We start from the raw sequence: 18,048 nt of genomic DNA on the forward strand, positions 1-18,048 counted from the left end.
GACTCCTTTGCAGTGCAATACGGTCGACGCAGACCCCTTAAGGCGGCCGCATTTTAATAAGAAGTTATCACAACTTGATAAATAGCTATCAAGCATATCGCCCAACGAGCACAAAAGAGGGGCCGAACGGCGCTCGGTCGTCCAGCCCCTCCCCTCTTGCAATTACTTGCCGTTGACGATGCGCTCGACGTCGGAAGCGATCATGAATTCCTCGTCCGTGGGGATGACGAAGATCTTGACCTTGGAATCCTTAGCGGACAGGCACCAAGCGCCATCGCCACGCAGAGCGTTGCGAGCGTGATCCATCTTGACGCCCATAAAGGCCAGACGATCGGCCACACCGGCGCGGACAGCCGGAGCGTGCTCGCCGATACCGGCGGTAAAGACGAGCGTGTCCATGCCGCACATGGAGGTTGCCATCTCGGCTGCCTTGGCGGCAATCTTGTAGACGAACATATCGAAGGCGAGCTGAGCCTCGGGGTCACCAGCAGCGGCGAGCTCCTCGACGTTACGGCAGTCGTTGGTCTTGCCGCCGGTCACAGCCAAAAGGCCGGACTTCTTGTTCATCATCTCGTCGACCTCGTCGAAGGTGTAGCCGCCCTCGCGCTGCAGGTAGCACACGGTAGCCGGGTCGATGGAGCCGCAGCGGGTGCCCATCATGACGCCGTCGAGCGGCGTCAAGCCCATGGTGGTGTCCATGCACTTGCCGTCCTCGATGGCGCACAGGGAGGCGCCAGAACCGATGTGGCACACGACGACCTTGCGGGCCTCGCCGTTGGTCATCTCGGCGACCTTCTTGGAGATGTAGCGATAGCTGGTACCGTGAGCGCCGTACTTACGGATGTGCAGCTTGTCGCAGACGTCCTTGGGCAGGGCGTAAGTCTTGGCGACCTCGGGCATGTTGAAGTGGAAAGCAGTGTCGTAGACCGTGACGTTGGGCAGGTCGGGATACTGCTCGAGGCAGTACTCGATAACGTTGGCCTCGGGGTTGTTGTGCAGCGGGGCGAGCGGAGCGACCTCGCGGATCTTGGCGAGGACGTCCTCGTCGACGAGGGAGGAATCGCCGAAGTACCAACCGCCCTGAACGATACGGTGGCCGATGCCCTCGATCTTGACGCCGTTGGCCTCGAGGTCCTTCAGGACGACCTCGATGGCGACCTTGTGGTCGGGGAACTCGATGTTCTCGGTCACCTTCTTGGAGCCGTTGGCAGCGTGGGTGAAGGTACCGCCGGTAAAGCAGACGCGCTCGCAGGAGCCCTTTGCGGACACCTTGTGAGACTTGGTATCGATGACCTGATACTTAAGGGTCGAAGATCCTGCGTTGACGACCAGAACGTTCATGTGTCTCCCTACTAACAGGCGGTGTGGCGCCGCCAGGTTACATACGCCTCAATAATAAACCCAAACGCCCTCGCGCTCGGGTTTATTGCGTTGATATATAAGTTATCGGTGCCCAAGCTTTCGCCTCATCCCACGGAAGAAGCGTCCTCAGATGAGGTTCTCGCCCAGGTTCTTGCCGCCGAGGACATGCATGTGGAAGTGCATGACGGTCTGGCCGGCATTGACGCCCTTGTTGGAGATGACGCGGAAGCCGTCCTCCAGGCCCTTGGCCTTAGCGACCTCCTGGATGGCGTGGGCCATGGCGCCCATGGTCTCGGCAGGTACGTTGTCGGCGATGTCGCTGTAGTGCTTCTTGGGGATTACGAGCGTGTGGACCGGCGCCTGGGGGTTGAGGTCGTCAAAGGCGATGACCTGATCGTCCTCATAGACAACGGTTGAGGGGATCTCGTGGTTGGCAATTTTGCAGAAGATGCAATCACACATGGTTGGTTCCTTTCTCACAGACCAAGGTAGTCTTTTTGGGACGGGGCTTTTTTGACTACTTTTTCGCAAGCGCAGGCACCTGGCGAGCCGTCGCGCAAGGGTAGTCAAAAAAGCCCCGTCCCAAAAAGACTACCCCAAAGTAGGCTGCGAGGTGGTTAGAACGAGAGGTTGTCGTCGGTGTTGGCGGCTTCGCCGTCGGCGAGCACGTCGTTGCCGTCGACGTCCTTCAGGAGCACCGAGACCTTCTGCTCGGCATCGGACAGGCGGGTACGCAGGCTCTTGAGGAGCTCGACGCCGCGGGTATAACTCTCGAGCGACTCCTCGAGCTCCATATCGCCCGACTCCAGGCTGCGGATGATGAGCTCCAGCTCCTGCGAGGCCTGCTTGTACGTAAGCTGCTCGACCGGGGTCTTCTCTGCCATATCTGTTTCCTTTCCTAAGGGTCTATCACTGTGAAACGCGGTCTACTCGACCGCGTTGACGGTTGCTGCCACGTTGCCGTCCGCCATGCGCACGCGAATAGCGTCGCCGGGCTTAAAGGTCTTGGCGCTCGTAGCCACACCGTCATCGCTGTACGCGATGGAGTAACCGCGGGCAAGCACCTTGAGCGGCGACAAGGCATCGAGCGACGCAGCAGCTCGGCCCAGGTCGGACGCGGGTTTGCTGAGCATCGTGCGCCCCTGATGCTCCAGACGGGAGCTCGCAAGCGTGAGCGCATGGCGTTTGCCATCGAGCCCCGAGGTGCTTGCAACCAGACGCTCGGGCAGGTGCTCAAAGTCGGAGCGGAAGGCCCCAACCGAACGCGTTATGGCGCCGGACAGGCGATCGGCCGTCAGGGCAAGCTCGGACTCGCGACGCTCGACCATAAACGTTGGATCGTTGAGGCACGGGCGGCACGCGGCCGCATCGAGCGCATCGCCCAGACGGGCCGTATAGGTATCCCAAGCGCGGCGACCGCGCTGGTCGAGCATTTCCAGATCAACCTGATCCGACCCGATCATCGAAGCCATCGCGGCGCCCAGACGCTGATGGCGCGTCTCAAGCACGTCGGCCAACTCCGTCATAGCCGGCGCCACCGATTCTGCCGCCGCCGTGGGCGTGGAGGCGCGACGGTCGCTCACCATGTCGCAGATCGAGGTATCGGGCTCATGGCCAATGCCGGTCACCACGGGCACAGGACAAGCCGCCACCGCGCGGGCAAGCTCCTCGTCGTTAAAGGTCATGAGGTCCTCGAAGGAACCGCCGCCACGCACCAGCAAAATGCAATCGGGCGCCGGCGTAATGGAAGCGGCGCGACGCAAGCCTTCAATAAGCTCTGCCGGCGCACCCTCGCCTTGAACCTTGGCACCCACGCAAACGAGCTCGACGAGTGGGTTGCGACGACGCAATGTGCGCTTGACGTCATCGATTACGGCACCCGAAAGCGAGGTGACGACCGCCACACGCGAGCAGAACACCGGGATGCGGCGCTTGCGCGCTTCGTCCATCAGGCCCTCGCGGCTCAGCTTTTCGGCCAGTTGCGCCACTTGTTGACGCAGCAGACCCTCCCCCGCCAGCGAAAACGAGCGGGCGACAAAACTCATGCGGCCCGTGGGCTTATAGAGATTGAAGCTACCCTTAAAGCTCACCTGCATGCCGTCGCGCAGATCGAACGTGCGCTTGAGATAGGCACCCTTCCAAATGATGCAGTCAACGGCGGCCGAATCGTCCTTAATCTGGAAGTAGCAGTGGCCGCTTCGGGCATTGGGGCCACGAAAACCCGTGACCTCGCCCAAGACACTCAGCTGCGGAATAGCATCGAGTGCACCGGCGGCGATCTCCACCGCCTGGCTCACGCTGAGTTCCTTGCGCTCCCGATCGTCCGAGCCGTCAAACTCGGCGGAAACAGCATTGCCGGTTAGATTCCAGCCTGCCACGCAGCCTCCTTTCGTTATCGCGCACAAAGGCTCCAGCCCTGCGCAAATTCAAGTCCAACACATAGTACAGCGCCGCGGGGACACAAATCCCCGCGGCGCCTGTCAAGCCAATTTGTTATCGGTTGGAGTTTCTGTTGTAGCGAGCCATCAGGTAGAGCAGCTGAATGATCGAGGTGAGCGCTGCGGCAACATAGGTAAGTGCGGCTGCCGTCAGGACCTTCTTGGCACCGTTGACCTGCTTGGAGCTCATGCCCGACCGCTCGATGTACGCCACGGCGCGGCGGCTGGCATCAATCTCGACCGGCAGCGTAACCAGCTGGAACAACACACTAAACGAGAAGAAGATCAGCGCGAGGGTCGTGAGTCCCGCGATGTTCATAAACAGGCCCATGAGTAGCACGATGGTCCAGGTGTTCTGGGTAAAGTTGACGACCGGGACCAGGGCAGTGCGCACCTTCATCATGGCATAGCCGCTTTGGCGCTGGGCGGCGTGGCCCGCCTCGTGGCAGGCGACGGCAACGCTTGCGACCGATCCGCCCGAACGGTTGGCATCCGAGAGATACAGGTTGTTATCCTGCGGGTTGTAATGGTCGGTGAGCTCACCGGCAACGCCCTTGATACCCACGGCATTGCAACCGCTGGCGTCGAGCATGCGGCGCGCGACCGCAGCGCCCGTGTCGCCGTCCGAGCGAACCTTGGACCAGGTTTTATACGTCGAGTTGATGTAGCTCTGCGCGGCAAGACCGAGCACCGTACAAACAAGGACGACCAGCAGGTACAGCGGGTCGATGCCAAAGCCATAACCATAGTAATAGGGCATGCGAATTCCTCCGAATCGAGTTACACGTTGGAGGCATTCTACCCACTCGCCCAGCCAACGAGACAGTATCGATGTTTTGGCAATGTCAGCGAAAACGGCCGAGAGCGAGCAAGGTGACGTGAAAGAGAAGCGACGCGTACTTTGGTACGCGAGCGACGATTGAACGTCAGATTGCCGCTCTCGCCCGTTTGCAGCGTCGAGTTGTTACGCGGTTTGGTAAAACCGCGTAACCATATACCTACAGGAGCTCGATTTTGCCGTCCTTCACCGTCAACCCCATGTTGCCCGAGAGCAGATCGTCCAGGCGCGAGCCCACAAGCTCAAAGCGCCAACCTTCGCGCAGGCGGCTCTGCTCGGGATGCTCAATATAGTCGGCCAGGTCATCGCGCGAGGCAATGACCGAGGTCGCCACGCCCGAACGCTCGGCAACCAGGCGAATGAGCGCGTACATGAGATCCGTCACGCTCTCCAGCTCCGGAGAGATCTGGCGATGTCCGCGCACCATGAGCGGCAGGCGATCGTGCGGGCAGCTCGCGCCACGCTTGATGGCCATGAGCGCGCCGTCCACATCGCGCTCCCCCAGTTGATCGGTGCCGCGGATGCTGCGGAACTCCTCAACGCGCACAGGATTGCGCTTGACGAGCGCCAGCAGCGTATCGTCGGACATGACCCACTTGCGCGGGATGTTGCGGCGCTCGGCGCGGTCCTCGCGCCAGGCGGCAAGCTCGCGCGCAATGCCCAGCTGATGGCGGCTACACGAGTTGATGCGCTTGACCTTGCGGAATGCCTCATGCCGGTCGGCGCGGTAGTGCGACTCGTCTGCCAGCGGGCGCAACTCGTCGAGCACCCAGTCCACGCGGCCAAGCTCGCGCAAACGGCTCATCATCTCGGTATAGGCGACGATCAGATACTTGACGTCATCGATCGCGTACTCAATCTGCTTATCGCTCAGCGGGCGGCGCGACCAATCGGTCAGCGACTCGGTCTTGGGCAGCGATACGCCGCAGAACGTCTGAACGAGCGCGCCGTAGGAAATCTGCTGGCGCTCGCCCAAAAAGGCGGCGGCGACCTGTGTGTCAAAAATCGGTCGCGGCAGCGCGCCCACGGTGTGGAGCATGACCTCCATATCCTGCGAGCAGGCGTGGAAGACCTTGACCACGCTCTCGTCGGCCATAAGCTCGGCCAGCGGCGATAAGTCGTCGATCACCAAAGGATCGACCGCGACGCTCTCGGCAGGGGTGGCAATCTGAACCAGGCACAGGCGCGGATGAAACGTGCGCTCGCGCAAAAACTCGGTATCGACGGCAATCGCGTCGAACTCACGAGCGCGCTGACAAAAGTCGAGTAGAGCCTGATGTGTGGAAATGTACATATCAACCCATCGAATAAGGTTAGGCCCGAAAAACACGGGTAGGATATCGGCATTGCCCTACAACTATACTCGGTTAGTCACAGAACGGGAACGTAAGTATGCGCTGCCTTATCATCCACAACCCGGCATCGGGTCCCAGCTCCGATGAAATCTACGCATTCACGCACGCTCTTGCACAGGGCGGCGACGAGGTCGTAATGCGCTTTATCGGCGATGGCATGGAGCCCGAGGACGCGGTAGCGGACGTTCGGGAGTTCGACCGCGTAGTCGTTTCGGGCGGCGACGGCACCGTCTCCAACGTGCTCGACCAGATGCGCGGGTGCGGTGTCCCTACGCTCATCTTCCCCTCAGGCACGGCCTGCCTGTTCTTTAACAACATCGGTAATGCCCCCGAGGCGGCGGCGCTTGCCAAGGCTTGCCGCGCCGGCCGCACGGTCAAGGTGGACATGGGTGAGCTCTTTTGGATCGACGAGAACGGTAACGAGAAGCGCCACGGCTTTATCATCATCGCCGGCTCGGGCTTCGACGCCGAGATCATGATGAAGGCCGCTCCCACCAAAAACGACATTGGCGAGATCGCCTACTTCCTCTCCGCGCTCGCCACGCCCAACCCCACGGTGGCGCACTTTACCATTGAACACGACGGCATGGTCGAGGAGCTCGACGGCATCTGCTGCATGGCGGGCAATACCTCAGTCATCCAAAACGACATCAACCTGTTCCCCAACTGCCGCATGAACGACGGCATGGTCGACATCGTCGTTATTGAACCCGTGCGCACGGTGCAGCTGCTCCCCACGGTGATCACCGCCGCGCTCGACCCCGCCGGCAAGGTGCTCGGCCGCCCGCAGTTTAAGATTATCCAGACCAAGGAAGCCAAGATTACCTGCACGCCGTCGCTGGGCATGCAGTTCGATGGCGAGATCATCTCCAGCAACTCCGGTGTCTTTGGCGCCCGCGCGCTTCCGCAATGCCTCGACCTCATCGTCGACGAATTCTCACCACTCGGAAAATAGGAGAACCCCGTGAACGACAACCCTATCCTTGGCTTTATCGTCATCGTTCTGGCCCTGCTCGTGGGCTACGCCATCAACCTGATTCACCGCCGAAAGAAGTAAATCCACATTGGTATGATATTCATCCAATCACCGAGGAGAAGTCCAAGGGCAACAACATGGCCGCCATGGGTGTTGGCGCCATCATCATCGGTGTCTGTGGCTTCGTGATCTATCGTCGCAAGAAGGCCTAAGAACCCCACACCTTAAGGCGCGGGCGGGATGGCCAAGGTCGCCCCCCGCTCAGCCCGCCCCTTCGACCGGCGGGAAACGTCGCTGAAATCTTTCAAAAAAGATTCCCCGCAAACACTTTGCTGTGCTATAGTGCAACGCAACAGAAACAAGGTGCGACTGCGCCATGGCATCACGAAAGGAGCCACCAAGATGAAGAACGCGATGAAGTCCCTCAACAACTGGTGGTGGCGTGATGCGAATACGATCGGTCGACAGTGAGTCCCTCACGCCTGTTTTTGCGCTCTAGGTGATTGAAAGGCCTCCGGTTTCGACCGGGGGCCTTTTTCTATCTCGAGCCCGATCGCATTCGCATCACGCGCCTCCGCTTTTCCCTTGCACTCCCCTTCCGAAAGGATTTTCAACATGTCTCAGAACACCACCGCCCAGCCCCGCACCGTCCAGACCACTGACCGCGGCAAACTCGACCTCAAGGCACTCACTCTCTATGCCATCCTCCTCGCCGCCGGTTTCGTCCTCAACATGACCGTCTCCAAGTTCTTTAGCGGCCTCACCGGAGGCTTCCTCTCGCCCGAGTTCATCATCGCGGCTTTCTGCCTCGAGATTCTCATCGTCAAGCCCAACATCGGCCAATCCGCGATTATCGGCCTCCTCGCCGGCGTGGTAATCCAAATCACCGCCTCCGTCAAGGGCCCCGACCTGATCGCCGAGCCCGTCGCCGCCATGGTCATGGCTCTGCTCGTCTCCGTGCTCGCCGACTCCAAGGTCAAGGGCCTGCTCCCGCTCGTCAGCACCTTTGTTGTCACCTTCATCTCCGGCATGATCTACGCGGCGATCTTCTCCTTTGGCGTCATGAACAACCCGGCTTTCATGGGCGTCATGGCTCCTGTCGTCGTCGCCACCGGTGTTGCCAACGCCATCATCGTGACCGCCCTCTACATCCCCATTAAGAAGGCCCTCAAGCTTAACGACTAAGTAGCCGACAAGCCACACGCAGGCACCGCCGTCTTCAACGCCATCCTGGTCCAGGCCCTCAGCATTCCGCTCAAGAAGGTCTTCTCCAAGTAGTAATACTTGCTACCATGTAGACCGCCGTTCGTTTTGCGGCCGGTGCTCTTTTACGATAGAAAGGCCCCCATGAGCTCCAGCAATACCATCATCAAGCTCGATGACGTCTCATTTTCCTATGGGCACGAGGCGCAGAATGCCCTCGATCACGTCTCACTCGCCATCGAAAAGGGTGAGTTTGTGGGCGTCATCGGCCCCTCAGGCGCCGGCAAATCGACGCTTGCCGCCGTTATGAGCGGAGCCATCCCCCACCATTACACCGGCCAGCTCTTTGGAGCCACGCTCGTCGATGACCGCGACACCTGCGAGATCACCCTCACGGATATCTCGCGCGTGGTGGGAAGCGTGCTGCAGGACATCGATGCCCAGATGGTTGCGCCCATCGTTGAAGACGAGATGCTCTTTGGCCTCGAGAACTTTGGCATACCGCACGATCAAATCGAGGAGCGCATCAGTCAGACGCTGACGACCGTCGGCATTAGCGACCTGCGCCACCGCGAGATTGCCACGCTTTCGGGCGGGCAGAAGCAGAAAGTCGCAATCGCCGCGATCATCGCCATGGCGCCCAACGTGCTCGTGCTCGACGAGCCCACGGCAGCGCTCGACCCGGCAAGCTCCACGCTCGTTTTTGACACGCTGCGCCAGATCAACCGCGAACACGGCATCACCGTGGTTGTTATCGAGCAGAAGGTCGCGCTGTTGTCGAAATACTGCAGCCGCGTCCTCGTCATGGCAGACGGCAAGCTCGCGTTTGACGGCGAACCCCACCAGGTCTTTGCCCACGCAAGCGAGCTGCGCCAGATGGGCGTCGACAGTCCCCGCGTCGCGCGCATCGCAAACAGCCTGGCAGAAGTGGGTCTGTTGCCGAGCGATCAGGCGCCCTGCCTCAATGTTTCCGAAGCGCACCAGCTTATCTCGTCCTTACTTGCGGATGCAACGAGCAAGGACGCGCCCGCCGATGTGCCCGAGACCTCTCCCCATATCCCGGCGGTTCCCCGCGGCGTCAATCAGGAGCCAGTAGTCGAACTCACCGATGTGACCTTTGCCTACCCGCATGGCGGTGCCTCGGTCAGCGACCTCAACATGTGCGTCTATCCCGGCGAGCTCGTAGGCATCATCGGCCAGAACGGTGCTGGCAAGACCACGCTCACCAAGCTGTTGAACGGCCTTCTGCATCCAGCGTCGGGAACCGTGCGTATGGCGGGGATGAACACCGCCGACGTCCCCACCAGCGCGATCGCTGCAAAATGCGCGACGCTGTTCCAGAACCCCGACCGCCAGCTCTGCCGCGACACCGTACTCGACGAGGTTGCCTTTGGTCTTGAACTGCACGGTGTCGGCACCGACGAGGCCCGCCAGCGTGCACGGGTGGCGGCGGAGCGCTTTGGGCTCCCCTTGGACGAATCGCCGTTCTCGCTTTCGCGCGGACAGCGACAGATGGTCGCCCTAGCGTCCGTGGTTGTGCTCGATCCACAGGTGGTTCTGCTCGATGAGCCCACGAGCGGCCTCGATTACCGCGAGTGCATGACCGTGATGGAGACGGTGAGCGAGATGGCCGAGCGCGGCTGCGCCGTGATCATGGTGTGCCACGACATGGAGGTCGTCTCGGACTTTGCCCAGCGCCTGGTAGTCATGGCAGACGGACGCATCCTCGAGCGCGGCGACGCGAACCGGATCTTCGCCGACGATGCCCTCATGCGCGCCGCCTACGTGGAGCCACCGCAGGTTGTGGCCCTGTCCAAAGAACTCGCGCGCGACGTTTCGCCCCGATTCGCCGGAATCAGTCAGGTCTCCGATCTGGTCGACCTGGTAAAGGAGATGCTCAAGCATGACTAACGTGATCGACTACGTGCCCGGAGACTCACTGCTGCACCGGCTGAACCCCGTGACCAAGCTAGCCCTGGCCGCGGCTATTATCTTGGCGACCTTCCTCGGCGACACTTATGTGCTCCTGATCGCCCTGCTTGTGCTGACTTTTATCTTGGGCATCTACGCCAAATCGACCGCAGGCCTAGTCTCGCTCGTCAAGCTCATGGTGCCGCTCTCACTAATCATGCTGGTCCTGCAGACCGCCTTTATCCGCACCGGAGCCCCCATCTTTGCCTGGATTACCACAGATGGTCTTATCACCGGCACCAAGGCGGCGCTTCGCCTGCTCGGCGTGGCACTGCCGCTCATCCTCATGCTCACCATCACGCAGCTCGGCGATCTCGCTAACGCTTGCGTGGAGGTGCTGCACGTGCCGTACCGCTATGCGTTCACGTTTACCACGGCACTGCGCTTTGTACCGGTCTTTAGCCAGGAGATGAACGCCATCATGGAGGCGCAGACCGCGCGCGGCGTTGAATACGACACCAAGAACCCCCTCAAGAAGATTCAGCTCATGCTACCGCTCTGCGTGCCGCTGCTGGTGAGCTCCGTGGGCAAGACCGATGCCACTGCCCTGGCGGCCGAGCAACGTGGCTTTTATCTGCGTACGCGCGCGAGCTCGTACAAGCGCTATCCCATTAAGGGAATGGACATTGCCATACTTATTGCCAGCATTGCCCTCATCGTCCTCGGATTCTTGTTCTAACCTGCCAAAAAGGGACAGGTTTATTTTGGTCGGTTTTATATGGGCAAATGTCAGTCTCGTCCTTTAAGCTCCAGCACCAAGCAGCAACCGCAAAATGCAAAAGGCCCCGGCTCGCACAAACGAGCCGAGGCCTTTACTGTTTTCCCAGATAAAACCTACCAAAATAAACCTGTCCCTTTTTGGCAGGTCGAGAGCTACAGGCGGTAGGGGGCGCCGCTGCGGATGATGGACTCGCGTACCAAAACGTCCATGGCGTCGAGGGTGATCTCGGGCATCTCGCGATACTTTTGCAGCACCGAAAGCTCCGTGCAGGCCAGAATGACGCGGTCGCAGCCGCTGCGGGCAAACTCCCACATCACACGATCAAACTTATCCATATCGGGCTCGCGTCCTGCCTTCACGTCATCGTAAATAAGCGACATCACATCGGCCTGGCGCTTCTCGCTGGGATAGACGACTTCGACGCCCGCCGCCTCGCACTCGCGACCGTAGACGCCGGCACCCACGGTGCCATCGGTACCCATGATGCCGATCTTGCGCACCGGCTCGGCCGGCATGCTCAAGTTGGGGTCGAACTCACACTCCCCCATCACCACGCCGGCAAGCGCATAGCGCACCGACTCGCGCGGCATATGGATGATGGGGACCGAGGTAAACGACTGAATCTGATCGTAGAAGTAGTGCGACGTGTTGCAGGGAATGGCAATGTGCGCGCAGCCCAGCGTCTCGAGCGCCTGCGCGCATTCCTTCATGGTCGCCAGCAGCTCGGTATGGTCGCCGGTCTTAATGGCCAGCGTGCGGTCGGGCATGGTCGACTTAGAGAGCACCACCATGTCGATATGTTCCTGATCGCGGGCGGCCGCCGTGTGACGCACCACCTGGTCGTAGTAATACGACGTGGCCTCGGCGCCCATACCGCCGATAACTCCCAGCTTTTCCATCGCCGCCTCCTTGGTGACGCTCGCAGCATTGCGCGTATCATACCCGCGCCCGTCCGATACAAACCGGGCGGGCGCGACGTTCATCCTATTTGTAATACGTCTTAAACAGCTTAAAGTGACGCAGCTTGGTGTGCCACATGCGCAGCCAGCGGTTAAAGACAAAGTCGCCCTTCATAAACGAGGGGTCGGCGGCCTTACCCTCCTTGACCAGGCGATGCGCCTTAGCGCGCAGCTCGGGATCCTTGACGTATTTATCGACCACGCCCATGGGGACAACCATCCACAGCGCCTCGTTCTGCGCCGTCACAAACTCGGGCTCAAACGGGCGGTTGTACACATACTCGTCCACTACGTACTTGGCAACGTTAAAGCCACTGTTGGTGACGTAGTAGTTACTGCGGCCCTGGCGAGTGTTGAAGTCGAAGAACTTAAACGAACCGTCGCGCTCGTCGTATTTGACGTCAAAGTTGGAGAAGCCCGTAAACTTGAGGTCCTCGAGCAACTTGCGCACGCCGCCCATGAGCTCGTCATTGGGCTCGGTGATGATGCAGGCGTGGTTGCCAACGCCGTGAGGCTGGTGCTCCTCGAGCAGCACGTGGCCCAGGCACATCATGCGCACTTTGCCGTTACGGTCGGAATAGCTGGTAAGCACGCGCATGTACTCGTCGTTGCCGGGCACGCGATCCTGCAGGATCAGATCATCGGTGTAGCCACTCGCATATACGTCGCGAATGACCTGCTCCAGCTCGGCGCGATCGGCGATCTCGTAGGCCTTTTTCTGGCCCTCGAACTCGTGCTCCCACCACATGATGCCGTCGGAAGGCTTCAGGATCATCGGGAAGGGAAAATCGATCTGGTCGAGCACCTCGGCAGGAGCCTCTCCCTGGGCGTTGAGCATGGCCATGGTAAAGGTAAACGTATGCGGATAGGGAACACCGTGCTTCTCGCACAGCTCGTAGAAGATTTCCTTCTTCTGGCACTGTTCGAGCATGCTGTAGGGCGCATAGGGCGCGATGACGTTTGAGGCAAGCTCGCCGGCATCCTGAGCCTGTGCGGCAAGCGCGACATAGTTGTCGCCGCAGCCCATGAGAATAATCTTCTTATCGGGATTGGCCTGCGCGACACCGTTAATGGTCTCGATCATGACCGGCATGGTGTCGATATCAACATTGGGCGTGTAGTCGATAATCTGGCTGCGGTACGCAGGACCGGTCTGGTACTTGCCAAAGACCAGGCTCTTGACCTGATACTCCTCGTAAAAGGCGCGCGCCACCGAATAGGCGTTGATGTCGCCGCCGAGCAGCACGGGGATAAACTCGCGCTCTGTAAACTGCAATGCCATGGAAACTTCCTATCTAGAACTGCCCACGACGGGCGGTCTTTATGCAACCCGTTTATTTTAGCGTGCCGGACCGTTTCCTCCTAAAGCTCCACTGTATCTATGACAATCAACGCAATTATCCAGCATGAAGGCCGCACTCACCGCCGTATGACAAACGGCAATGAACCCACCGTTGTTGTAGGGTTCAGCATATTGATACCCCCGAGTGAAAGGCGCACGCGTGCTCCAGGACCTTCCAACCGATAACCCCATCCTCGATGCCGCAAAACGCGAGTTGGCGCAGCGCGCAAGCGACTGATCCTCTGCGCACCGCAAACGACGCTTACGACGGCGCCGCCTACATCACCTCCATCGATACATCGGCGCACAAAAGCACGCGCAAGACGCCCGTCGCCGGCGGACACGATACCGCCATCGAGCAGTTTGGCCTCGTCTCCGATGCCCACGCCGGGGACAACATCAGGGTAATCAAACTCGGCGACGGCACCTGTTCGTTCACCCCCGCCCAGGCGCTCAACAAAGTAGGGCAAGCTCGCCGCAATGGGACCTTATAGCCACAAACCCCAACGTTGAGATAGCTTTCACAGTCCAAAGCCCGTCCCAAACAGGCCCCCGTAACGTTAAAGTTGAACTCTATGGTTTCTCAACAATTCGATATAACTGCAGGTCAAAGCCAAAGTCTCAAGTTCAACTTGACCCTTTAAAACCTTTAAGGTTCAAGTTGAGGTCGAAAGCAGTAGTAGAATACCTGAGGAACAATAACCTACGATTGATTGCAGAGGGACTGGATGCAGCATTCGAATCATCGCACCGCAGCGCTCATCGCGTCGAAGCCGGCTCGTATCATCACGAGCGCCGCGCTCGCCGTTGCGTTGACGGCCACGCCGATGCTCTCCCCCGTCGCGGCGTATGCCGCCTCGCAGGCAACGCAGGATCAGCTTGCCGCCGCCCAGCAGAAGATCGAAGCCGCCACGAGCGCCTACAACGATGCCCGCACCAAGCTCGGCGATCTGCAGAAGCAGATTGACGCCAACGAGGCAAGTATCGAAAAGATCGAGGCGAAGCTTCCCGATCAGCAGGAAAAGGCATGCACCGCCATGCGCGATCTGTACAAGTACCAGAAGGGCACCAACCCCATCGTGAGCTTCCTGGTCAACGCACAGAGCCTGGGTGAGTTCATCACGACCTGCAAATACACCAACCAGATCACAAGCTCGAGCGTCGACGAGATCGAAGAGCTCAATAACATGCAAACCGAACTCGAGCAGAACAAGGCCGAGCTCCAGCAGGCCAAGTCTCAGCTTGAGGCAGAGCAGAAAAACGCCGAGGATGCGCTGGCGCAGGCCCAGCAGCTCCGCAGCGAGGCACAGGCAAAAGCCGAGCAGGAAAATGCCGCCGAGCTTGCCAAGCTTGAGGCCGATAAGGCCGCTGCCGCCGAAAAGCTCTCGGGCGAGGGCGTGAGCGGCAGCAATTCCAGCAGCCAGGCCACCAACGCCAACACCACCATCGACACCACGGTGAACAACGCCAACACCGGTAGTTCCGATTACGATTCGTTCATTAATGAGTGGACGAGCCGCATCGACAATTACCTCGCCGGCTCCCCTATGGCAGGCCAGGGCTATAACTTTGCCGTCGCCGCTTGGAATACCGGCGTCGACCCCCGTTGGTCCCCCGCCATCGCCTGCATCGAGAGCACCAAGGGTGCTTATTGCGCCAATTCTTACAACGCCTGGGGCTGGAGTGCACGTGGCGGCGGTTGGCGCAGCTTTGGCAGCTGGAGCGAGGGCATCTTCGCTCACGTTGCCTATCTGGGCGCCAACTACGGCTCCACCCTTACCCCGGCTGCGGCCAAAAAGTACTGCCCACCCACGTGGCAGGACTGGTACAACAAAGTCGCCGCTCAGATGAACCGCATCTAAGTGCAACTGCAAAGGGCCCCAATGGGGCCCTTTTCTTTTAGGTAGCGGAGGTATCGACGACGCCGGTCGCATTGGCAACTGCGACTATGACGATCATGCATAGGAGCAGCACACCCAATGCCTTGAGCCAGAGTTTCGCGAGCTTCTTGCCGCGATAGCTGTCGAGCACTGCGAATCGCCGACGAAGACGGCGCTTATCGAGCACCGCAAAATGCATAAGCGCCATAAGGCCATCGACAAAGAAAAAATACTCGATTATGAGAAGCCACGTCGGGTAGCTTTGGTTTGCTCCCGTGGGTTGAAAGACGGCAAAGTGACTTCCGGCAAAGAACACAAGCAGCGAGAAGCAGACGAGCGTATTCCAAATGCGCCCCAGGGACTCCGGAACGCGAGAGAGCAGACCGCATGCAGCGGAGGTGGCAGGCCTAGGAAGCCTTGCGGGGTTCTGGAGCCCTTGGGGCGTCAACAACTTCTCCGAGGCCGGAGTACGGACAGGCGCAGGCGCAGGAGGCCGCACGGGGCGACTCAGATCGTATGCCGCGCGCGTCGCCCGTCCCAACGCTTCCGCACTTGCAAAGCGCTTGGCCGGATCGAGCGCCATCGCCATGCAAACGACATCGGCCAATGGGCCGGGAACGCCGCATGCCTCGCATTGTTCGCGCATGTCCCGACCCGGCTTGGGGTCGACTCCCGTCAAACAAAAGAACAGCAGGGCACCGAGCGCGTAGACGTCGCTTCGCACGCTCGTCTGTCCAAACCCATACTGCTCGGGAGGCGCATAGGGCCGTGTCCCAAACTTGACAGTATCGGCATCGGCGCCATCGCGCCACACGCGCGCGATCCCCAAGTCGATAATCACCAGCGATGAAAACGTCAGGCCGTCATCAGGCGTATAGTTGGCACCTGTCACGATGATATTCGACGGCTTGAGGTCGCGATGGATCACCGGCGCCGAAGCCTCCCCCACCATTGCAAAACCGGCATGGAGCTCGCCCACGGCGTCGCAAAGGACAGGATACAATTCACGCGCATAATCGGGAGCGGATCCCAGACGGTCCACCAGTGCCCCGAGTGTCTCCCCTTCTATGTATTCCATAACCACGTTGAGCTCGTCGCCCGCACGACGACAATCGACGATTCTGGGCAGGTGCTCAAAACGCCTGCCTGCCCGCTGAGCGGCAAACAGACGCTCGTATGCCCCGCCGATTTGAGCCGAAGCATCGATGCGTTTACGGACAAAGGGACCGAGCGAACCACCGCCGGTTCCTTCAAAGTACACGAGCTCGGTTGTTTCAACGGACGAGCGCTTAAGTACACGCTCCACGCGATAGCTGTCGTCGCAATCGAGCGACGCCAGGTGCTCGGCAAGCGCTGCGGTCAGCTCGTCATTGGAATATGTTGGGGTCTGAGTATCCATAGCCTCCATCATAGCGCAGGGCGCAGACACCCCATGGCATCCGCGCCCCGTTCGTTTGCATCGTTGTTCGACAGCTCCGCCGGCTCAGATATCAGCGGCTAATTCACCGTCTCCTCGCCAAAGCGATACAGCTCCTCGTTGACCTTTTGGAGGCTGCACCCGCGATCGATGCAAAAGATGATAATCGCATCGCGGCGGTCCTTGCAGTTAAGGACGCTTACCCCGGCAGCCGTCAGCGCACGGTTGGTCTCTTTGAGCGTCAGCGCCATCGCAAAGGCAATCTGCAGTACCTTATTGCGACTCGGATGACGCGCACCGGTAAAGATCTGATAGCCAAAGGTCTCATTGAGATCGGCCATACGAACCACGCGCGAGCGCTCCAAGCCCTTTTCCTGCAGTAGCTGCTTCAGGTAATCCGAAAGCGACGGGGCGGCAAAGTCGTGCTCCCTGATATAGCCATCGATGTTCGGCGCATCGAGAAGCTCATTGAGCAACTCCTCGGTCAGCTTTTTATCGGGCATACGACTTCACCTCCCATCCGGCGCAACGGTAGCGACATGCTAGGCCAGCACCCAGCTTGCAGTGGCAGACTTATCAAACATGTTGGCAAAATACAGTGCCTTCTTGATATCGCCATCAAAGTAGATATTGCCCGCCACGGAGCCACCGGCGGAAAGGGTACCAGACTGCAGCTCATCGGAGCCCTCGCTGTAGTAACCCTGATTCTGTTGGGCGCCGTTGGCGTCCTCGCCCTTCCAGTCGTAGATATTGTAATCTGCACCCTCATCGCCATTGTTGACGTACGTGACGTGAATGCCCGTCATGGTCGAACCGTCATAATTAGTAAGGCCGGGCTGGACGGAATCGACAACGACGGAAAGACCGGCAGCCGTGGTCACCGTCGTGCCAACCGCCAGGTCAGTCGTAGGCTGCTCTTCCTTCTTCGCCTCTTCCTTCTTGTCGCCATCGCCAGCGTCCTCGGTGACGGTCGCCTTATCGCTACCACAACCGGCAAGAAGACCGGCAGTCCCCAAGGCGACGGTGGCGAATGCGCCAAGTGCAGCGCGACGGCTCAGCAGCACTTCGTTTTCGAGCTTTTTCATTATGCATCCTTCCTACGATCCGGCTACCGCGCCGGTACACAGCACATCGTAGGAAGGATTAAACTTGAATTCATTAGCTGAGAGCTAAGGTTGCCATATAGAAGAGCATGAAGCGCGTGTCCATCGCCGATGACACCTCGAGGCTTGCCAACATCGATTTGAACTACTGGTTCTACGCCTGCAGCGCCTTGCCTCGATTTCCGACATGGCGAACCTGCACGGCGTGGTCCATACGGACGACGACGCTCTCGAGCATGCCCTGCACGCTCGATGCTTGCACGAGCTCGACAGAATCCTGGTAGATGCGGGCTGAGAACCGCCCAAGGGTCGCATGGCCCGACCACATTCAACAACCACAAGGCCATCGTGGGCGGCAATGACACGGCCTGCGGCTCAAAGCAGACGATGGGCGCGATACGCCGCGACGACGGCGAGGGGCAGGCGGGTTAGCTGACGGCTGGATGAGGCTTGGAACTGAACCAAATAGCACCCCTGACGGCT

19 protein-coding genes are annotated in these 18,048 nt (G+C 59.7%); 7 read left to right on the forward strand and 12 right to left on the reverse strand.

Going from position 1 to position 18,048, the window contains the following annotated elements; all coding sequences use genetic code 11:
- Nucleotides 1–162: 162 nt before the first annotated feature.
- The 6 genes from ACTQ1E_RS00700 to rnd form a co-directional block, all read right to left on the reverse strand.
- On the reverse strand, nt 163–1,341 hold the full coding sequence (locus ACTQ1E_RS00700; protein ID WP_006234305.1) for an acetate/propionate family kinase: 1,179 nt from the start codon (nt 1,339–1,341) through the stop codon (nt 163–165).
- Nucleotides 1,342–1,488: 147 nt separating this feature from the next.
- On the reverse strand, nt 1,489–1,824 hold the full coding sequence (locus tag ACTQ1E_RS00705; RefSeq protein WP_035137921.1) for a histidine triad nucleotide-binding protein: 336 nt from the start codon (nt 1,822–1,824) through the stop codon (nt 1,489–1,491).
- Between the two features lie 155 nt (nt 1,825–1,979).
- Entirely contained in the window at nt 1,980–2,246 is a 267-nt protein-coding gene (gene xseB, locus ACTQ1E_RS00710) for an exodeoxyribonuclease VII small subunit (protein ID WP_006234311.1), read from the reverse strand.
- Between the two features lie 42 nt (nt 2,247–2,288).
- Nucleotides 2,289–3,740: an exodeoxyribonuclease VII large subunit gene (gene xseA / locus ACTQ1E_RS00715; RefSeq protein WP_441564386.1), complete on the reverse strand. Its 1,452-nt coding sequence runs from the start codon at nt 3,738–3,740 to the stop codon at nt 2,289–2,291.
- 115 nt (nt 3,741–3,855) lie between these two features.
- Nucleotides 3,856–4,560, reverse strand: coding sequence for a zinc metallopeptidase (locus ACTQ1E_RS00720; protein WP_154517280.1), 705 nt, complete (start codon nt 4,558–4,560; stop codon nt 3,856–3,858).
- Between the two features lie 238 nt (nt 4,561–4,798).
- A complete protein-coding gene (gene rnd / locus ACTQ1E_RS00725) occupies nt 4,799–5,932 on the reverse strand; it encodes a ribonuclease D (protein ID WP_441564387.1) in 1,134 nt (377 codons plus the stop codon).
- Nucleotides 5,933–6,030: 98 nt separating this feature from the next.
- Here rnd and ACTQ1E_RS00730 point away from each other — a divergent pair, with 98 nt between their 5' ends.
- The 5 genes from ACTQ1E_RS00730 (at nt 6,031) to ACTQ1E_RS00750 (ending at nt 10,822) form a co-directional block, all read left to right on the forward strand.
- Nucleotides 6,031–6,948 carry a diacylglycerol/lipid kinase family protein gene (locus ACTQ1E_RS00730; RefSeq protein ID WP_427727874.1) on the forward strand — a complete coding sequence of 306 codons (918 nt, stop codon included), beginning with the start codon at nt 6,031–6,033 and terminating at the stop codon, nt 6,946–6,948.
- Between the two features lie 261 nt (nt 6,949–7,209).
- Nucleotides 7,210–7,440, forward strand: a complete 231-nt coding sequence (locus tag ACTQ1E_RS00735) for a hypothetical protein (protein WP_441015732.1) — start codon at nt 7,210–7,212, stop codon at nt 7,438–7,440.
- Nucleotides 7,441–7,584: 144 nt separating this feature from the next.
- Nucleotides 7,585–8,154 carry a tryptophan transporter gene (locus tag ACTQ1E_RS00740; protein ID WP_427794869.1) on the forward strand — a complete coding sequence of 190 codons (570 nt, stop codon included), beginning with the start codon at nt 7,585–7,587 and terminating at the stop codon, nt 8,152–8,154.
- A gap of 162 nt (nt 8,155–8,316) precedes the next feature.
- The gene (locus ACTQ1E_RS00745; RefSeq protein WP_441564388.1) at nt 8,317–10,083 is read left to right on the forward strand and encodes an ABC transporter ATP-binding protein; all 1,767 of its coding nucleotides are present in this window, start codon (nt 8,317–8,319) and stop codon (nt 10,081–10,083) included.
- Nucleotides 10,076–10,822, forward strand: a complete 747-nt coding sequence (locus ACTQ1E_RS00750; protein WP_427727867.1) for an energy-coupling factor transporter transmembrane component T family protein — start codon at nt 10,076–10,078, stop codon at nt 10,820–10,822. The genes ACTQ1E_RS00745 and ACTQ1E_RS00750 overlap by 8 nt, the downstream gene beginning before the upstream one ends.
- A 194-nt stretch (nt 10,823–11,016) precedes the next feature.
- On the opposite strand, the gene ACTQ1E_RS00755 is transcribed toward ACTQ1E_RS00750, so the two are convergent.
- Both ACTQ1E_RS00755 and ACTQ1E_RS00760 read right to left on the reverse strand, forming a co-directional pair.
- A complete protein-coding gene (locus ACTQ1E_RS00755) occupies nt 11,017–11,763 on the reverse strand; it encodes an aspartate/glutamate racemase family protein (protein ID WP_229770678.1) in 747 nt (248 codons plus the stop codon).
- 85 nt (nt 11,764–11,848) lie between these two features.
- Nucleotides 11,849–13,105 carry an ATP-grasp domain-containing protein gene (locus ACTQ1E_RS00760; RefSeq protein WP_427748222.1) on the reverse strand — a complete coding sequence of 419 codons (1,257 nt, stop codon included), beginning with the start codon at nt 13,103–13,105 and terminating at the stop codon, nt 11,849–11,851.
- Between the two features lie 257 nt (nt 13,106–13,362).
- Between ACTQ1E_RS00760 and ACTQ1E_RS00765 the strand changes: the two genes are divergently transcribed.
- Together ACTQ1E_RS00765 and ACTQ1E_RS00770 are read left to right on the forward strand one after the other, a co-directional pair.
- On the forward strand, nt 13,363–13,659 hold the full coding sequence (locus ACTQ1E_RS00765; RefSeq protein ID WP_441564389.1) for a hypothetical protein: 297 nt from the start codon (nt 13,363–13,365) through the stop codon (nt 13,657–13,659).
- A 234-nt stretch (nt 13,660–13,893) separates the two neighbouring features.
- Nucleotides 13,894–15,027 (forward strand): coiled-coil domain-containing protein, encoded by a 1,134-nt coding sequence (locus ACTQ1E_RS00770; protein WP_427718477.1) that lies wholly within the window; start codon nt 13,894–13,896, stop codon nt 15,025–15,027.
- 37 nt (nt 15,028–15,064) lie between these two features.
- Here ACTQ1E_RS00770 and ACTQ1E_RS00775 read toward each other — a convergent pair whose 3' ends face one another.
- From ACTQ1E_RS00775 to ACTQ1E_RS00790, 4 genes are all read right to left on the reverse strand, one after another.
- Nucleotides 15,065–16,444 carry a serine/threonine protein kinase gene (locus ACTQ1E_RS00775; protein ID WP_441564390.1) on the reverse strand — a complete coding sequence of 460 codons (1,380 nt, stop codon included), beginning with the start codon at nt 16,442–16,444 and terminating at the stop codon, nt 15,065–15,067.
- A gap of 98 nt (nt 16,445–16,542) precedes the next feature.
- On the reverse strand, nt 16,543–16,965 hold the full coding sequence (locus ACTQ1E_RS00780; RefSeq protein WP_154517313.1) for an XRE family transcriptional regulator: 423 nt from the start codon (nt 16,963–16,965) through the stop codon (nt 16,543–16,545).
- Between the two features lie 39 nt (nt 16,966–17,004).
- Complete coding sequence (locus tag ACTQ1E_RS00785) at nt 17,005–17,547, reverse strand: DUF4352 domain-containing protein (protein WP_154517316.1); 543 nt, start codon at nt 17,545–17,547, stop codon at nt 17,005–17,007.
- Between the two features lie 172 nt (nt 17,548–17,719).
- A complete protein-coding gene (locus tag ACTQ1E_RS00790) occupies nt 17,720–17,893 on the reverse strand; it encodes a hypothetical protein (RefSeq protein ID WP_441564391.1) in 174 nt (57 codons plus the stop codon).
- Between the last annotated feature and the right edge of the window lie 155 nt (nt 17,894–18,048).

Origin of the sequence: Collinsella sp. LCP21S3_C7, assembly GCF_052118485.1 — a bacterium.
In the GTDB taxonomy this organism is placed as follows: Bacteria; Actinomycetota; Coriobacteriia; order Coriobacteriales; family Coriobacteriaceae; genus Collinsella.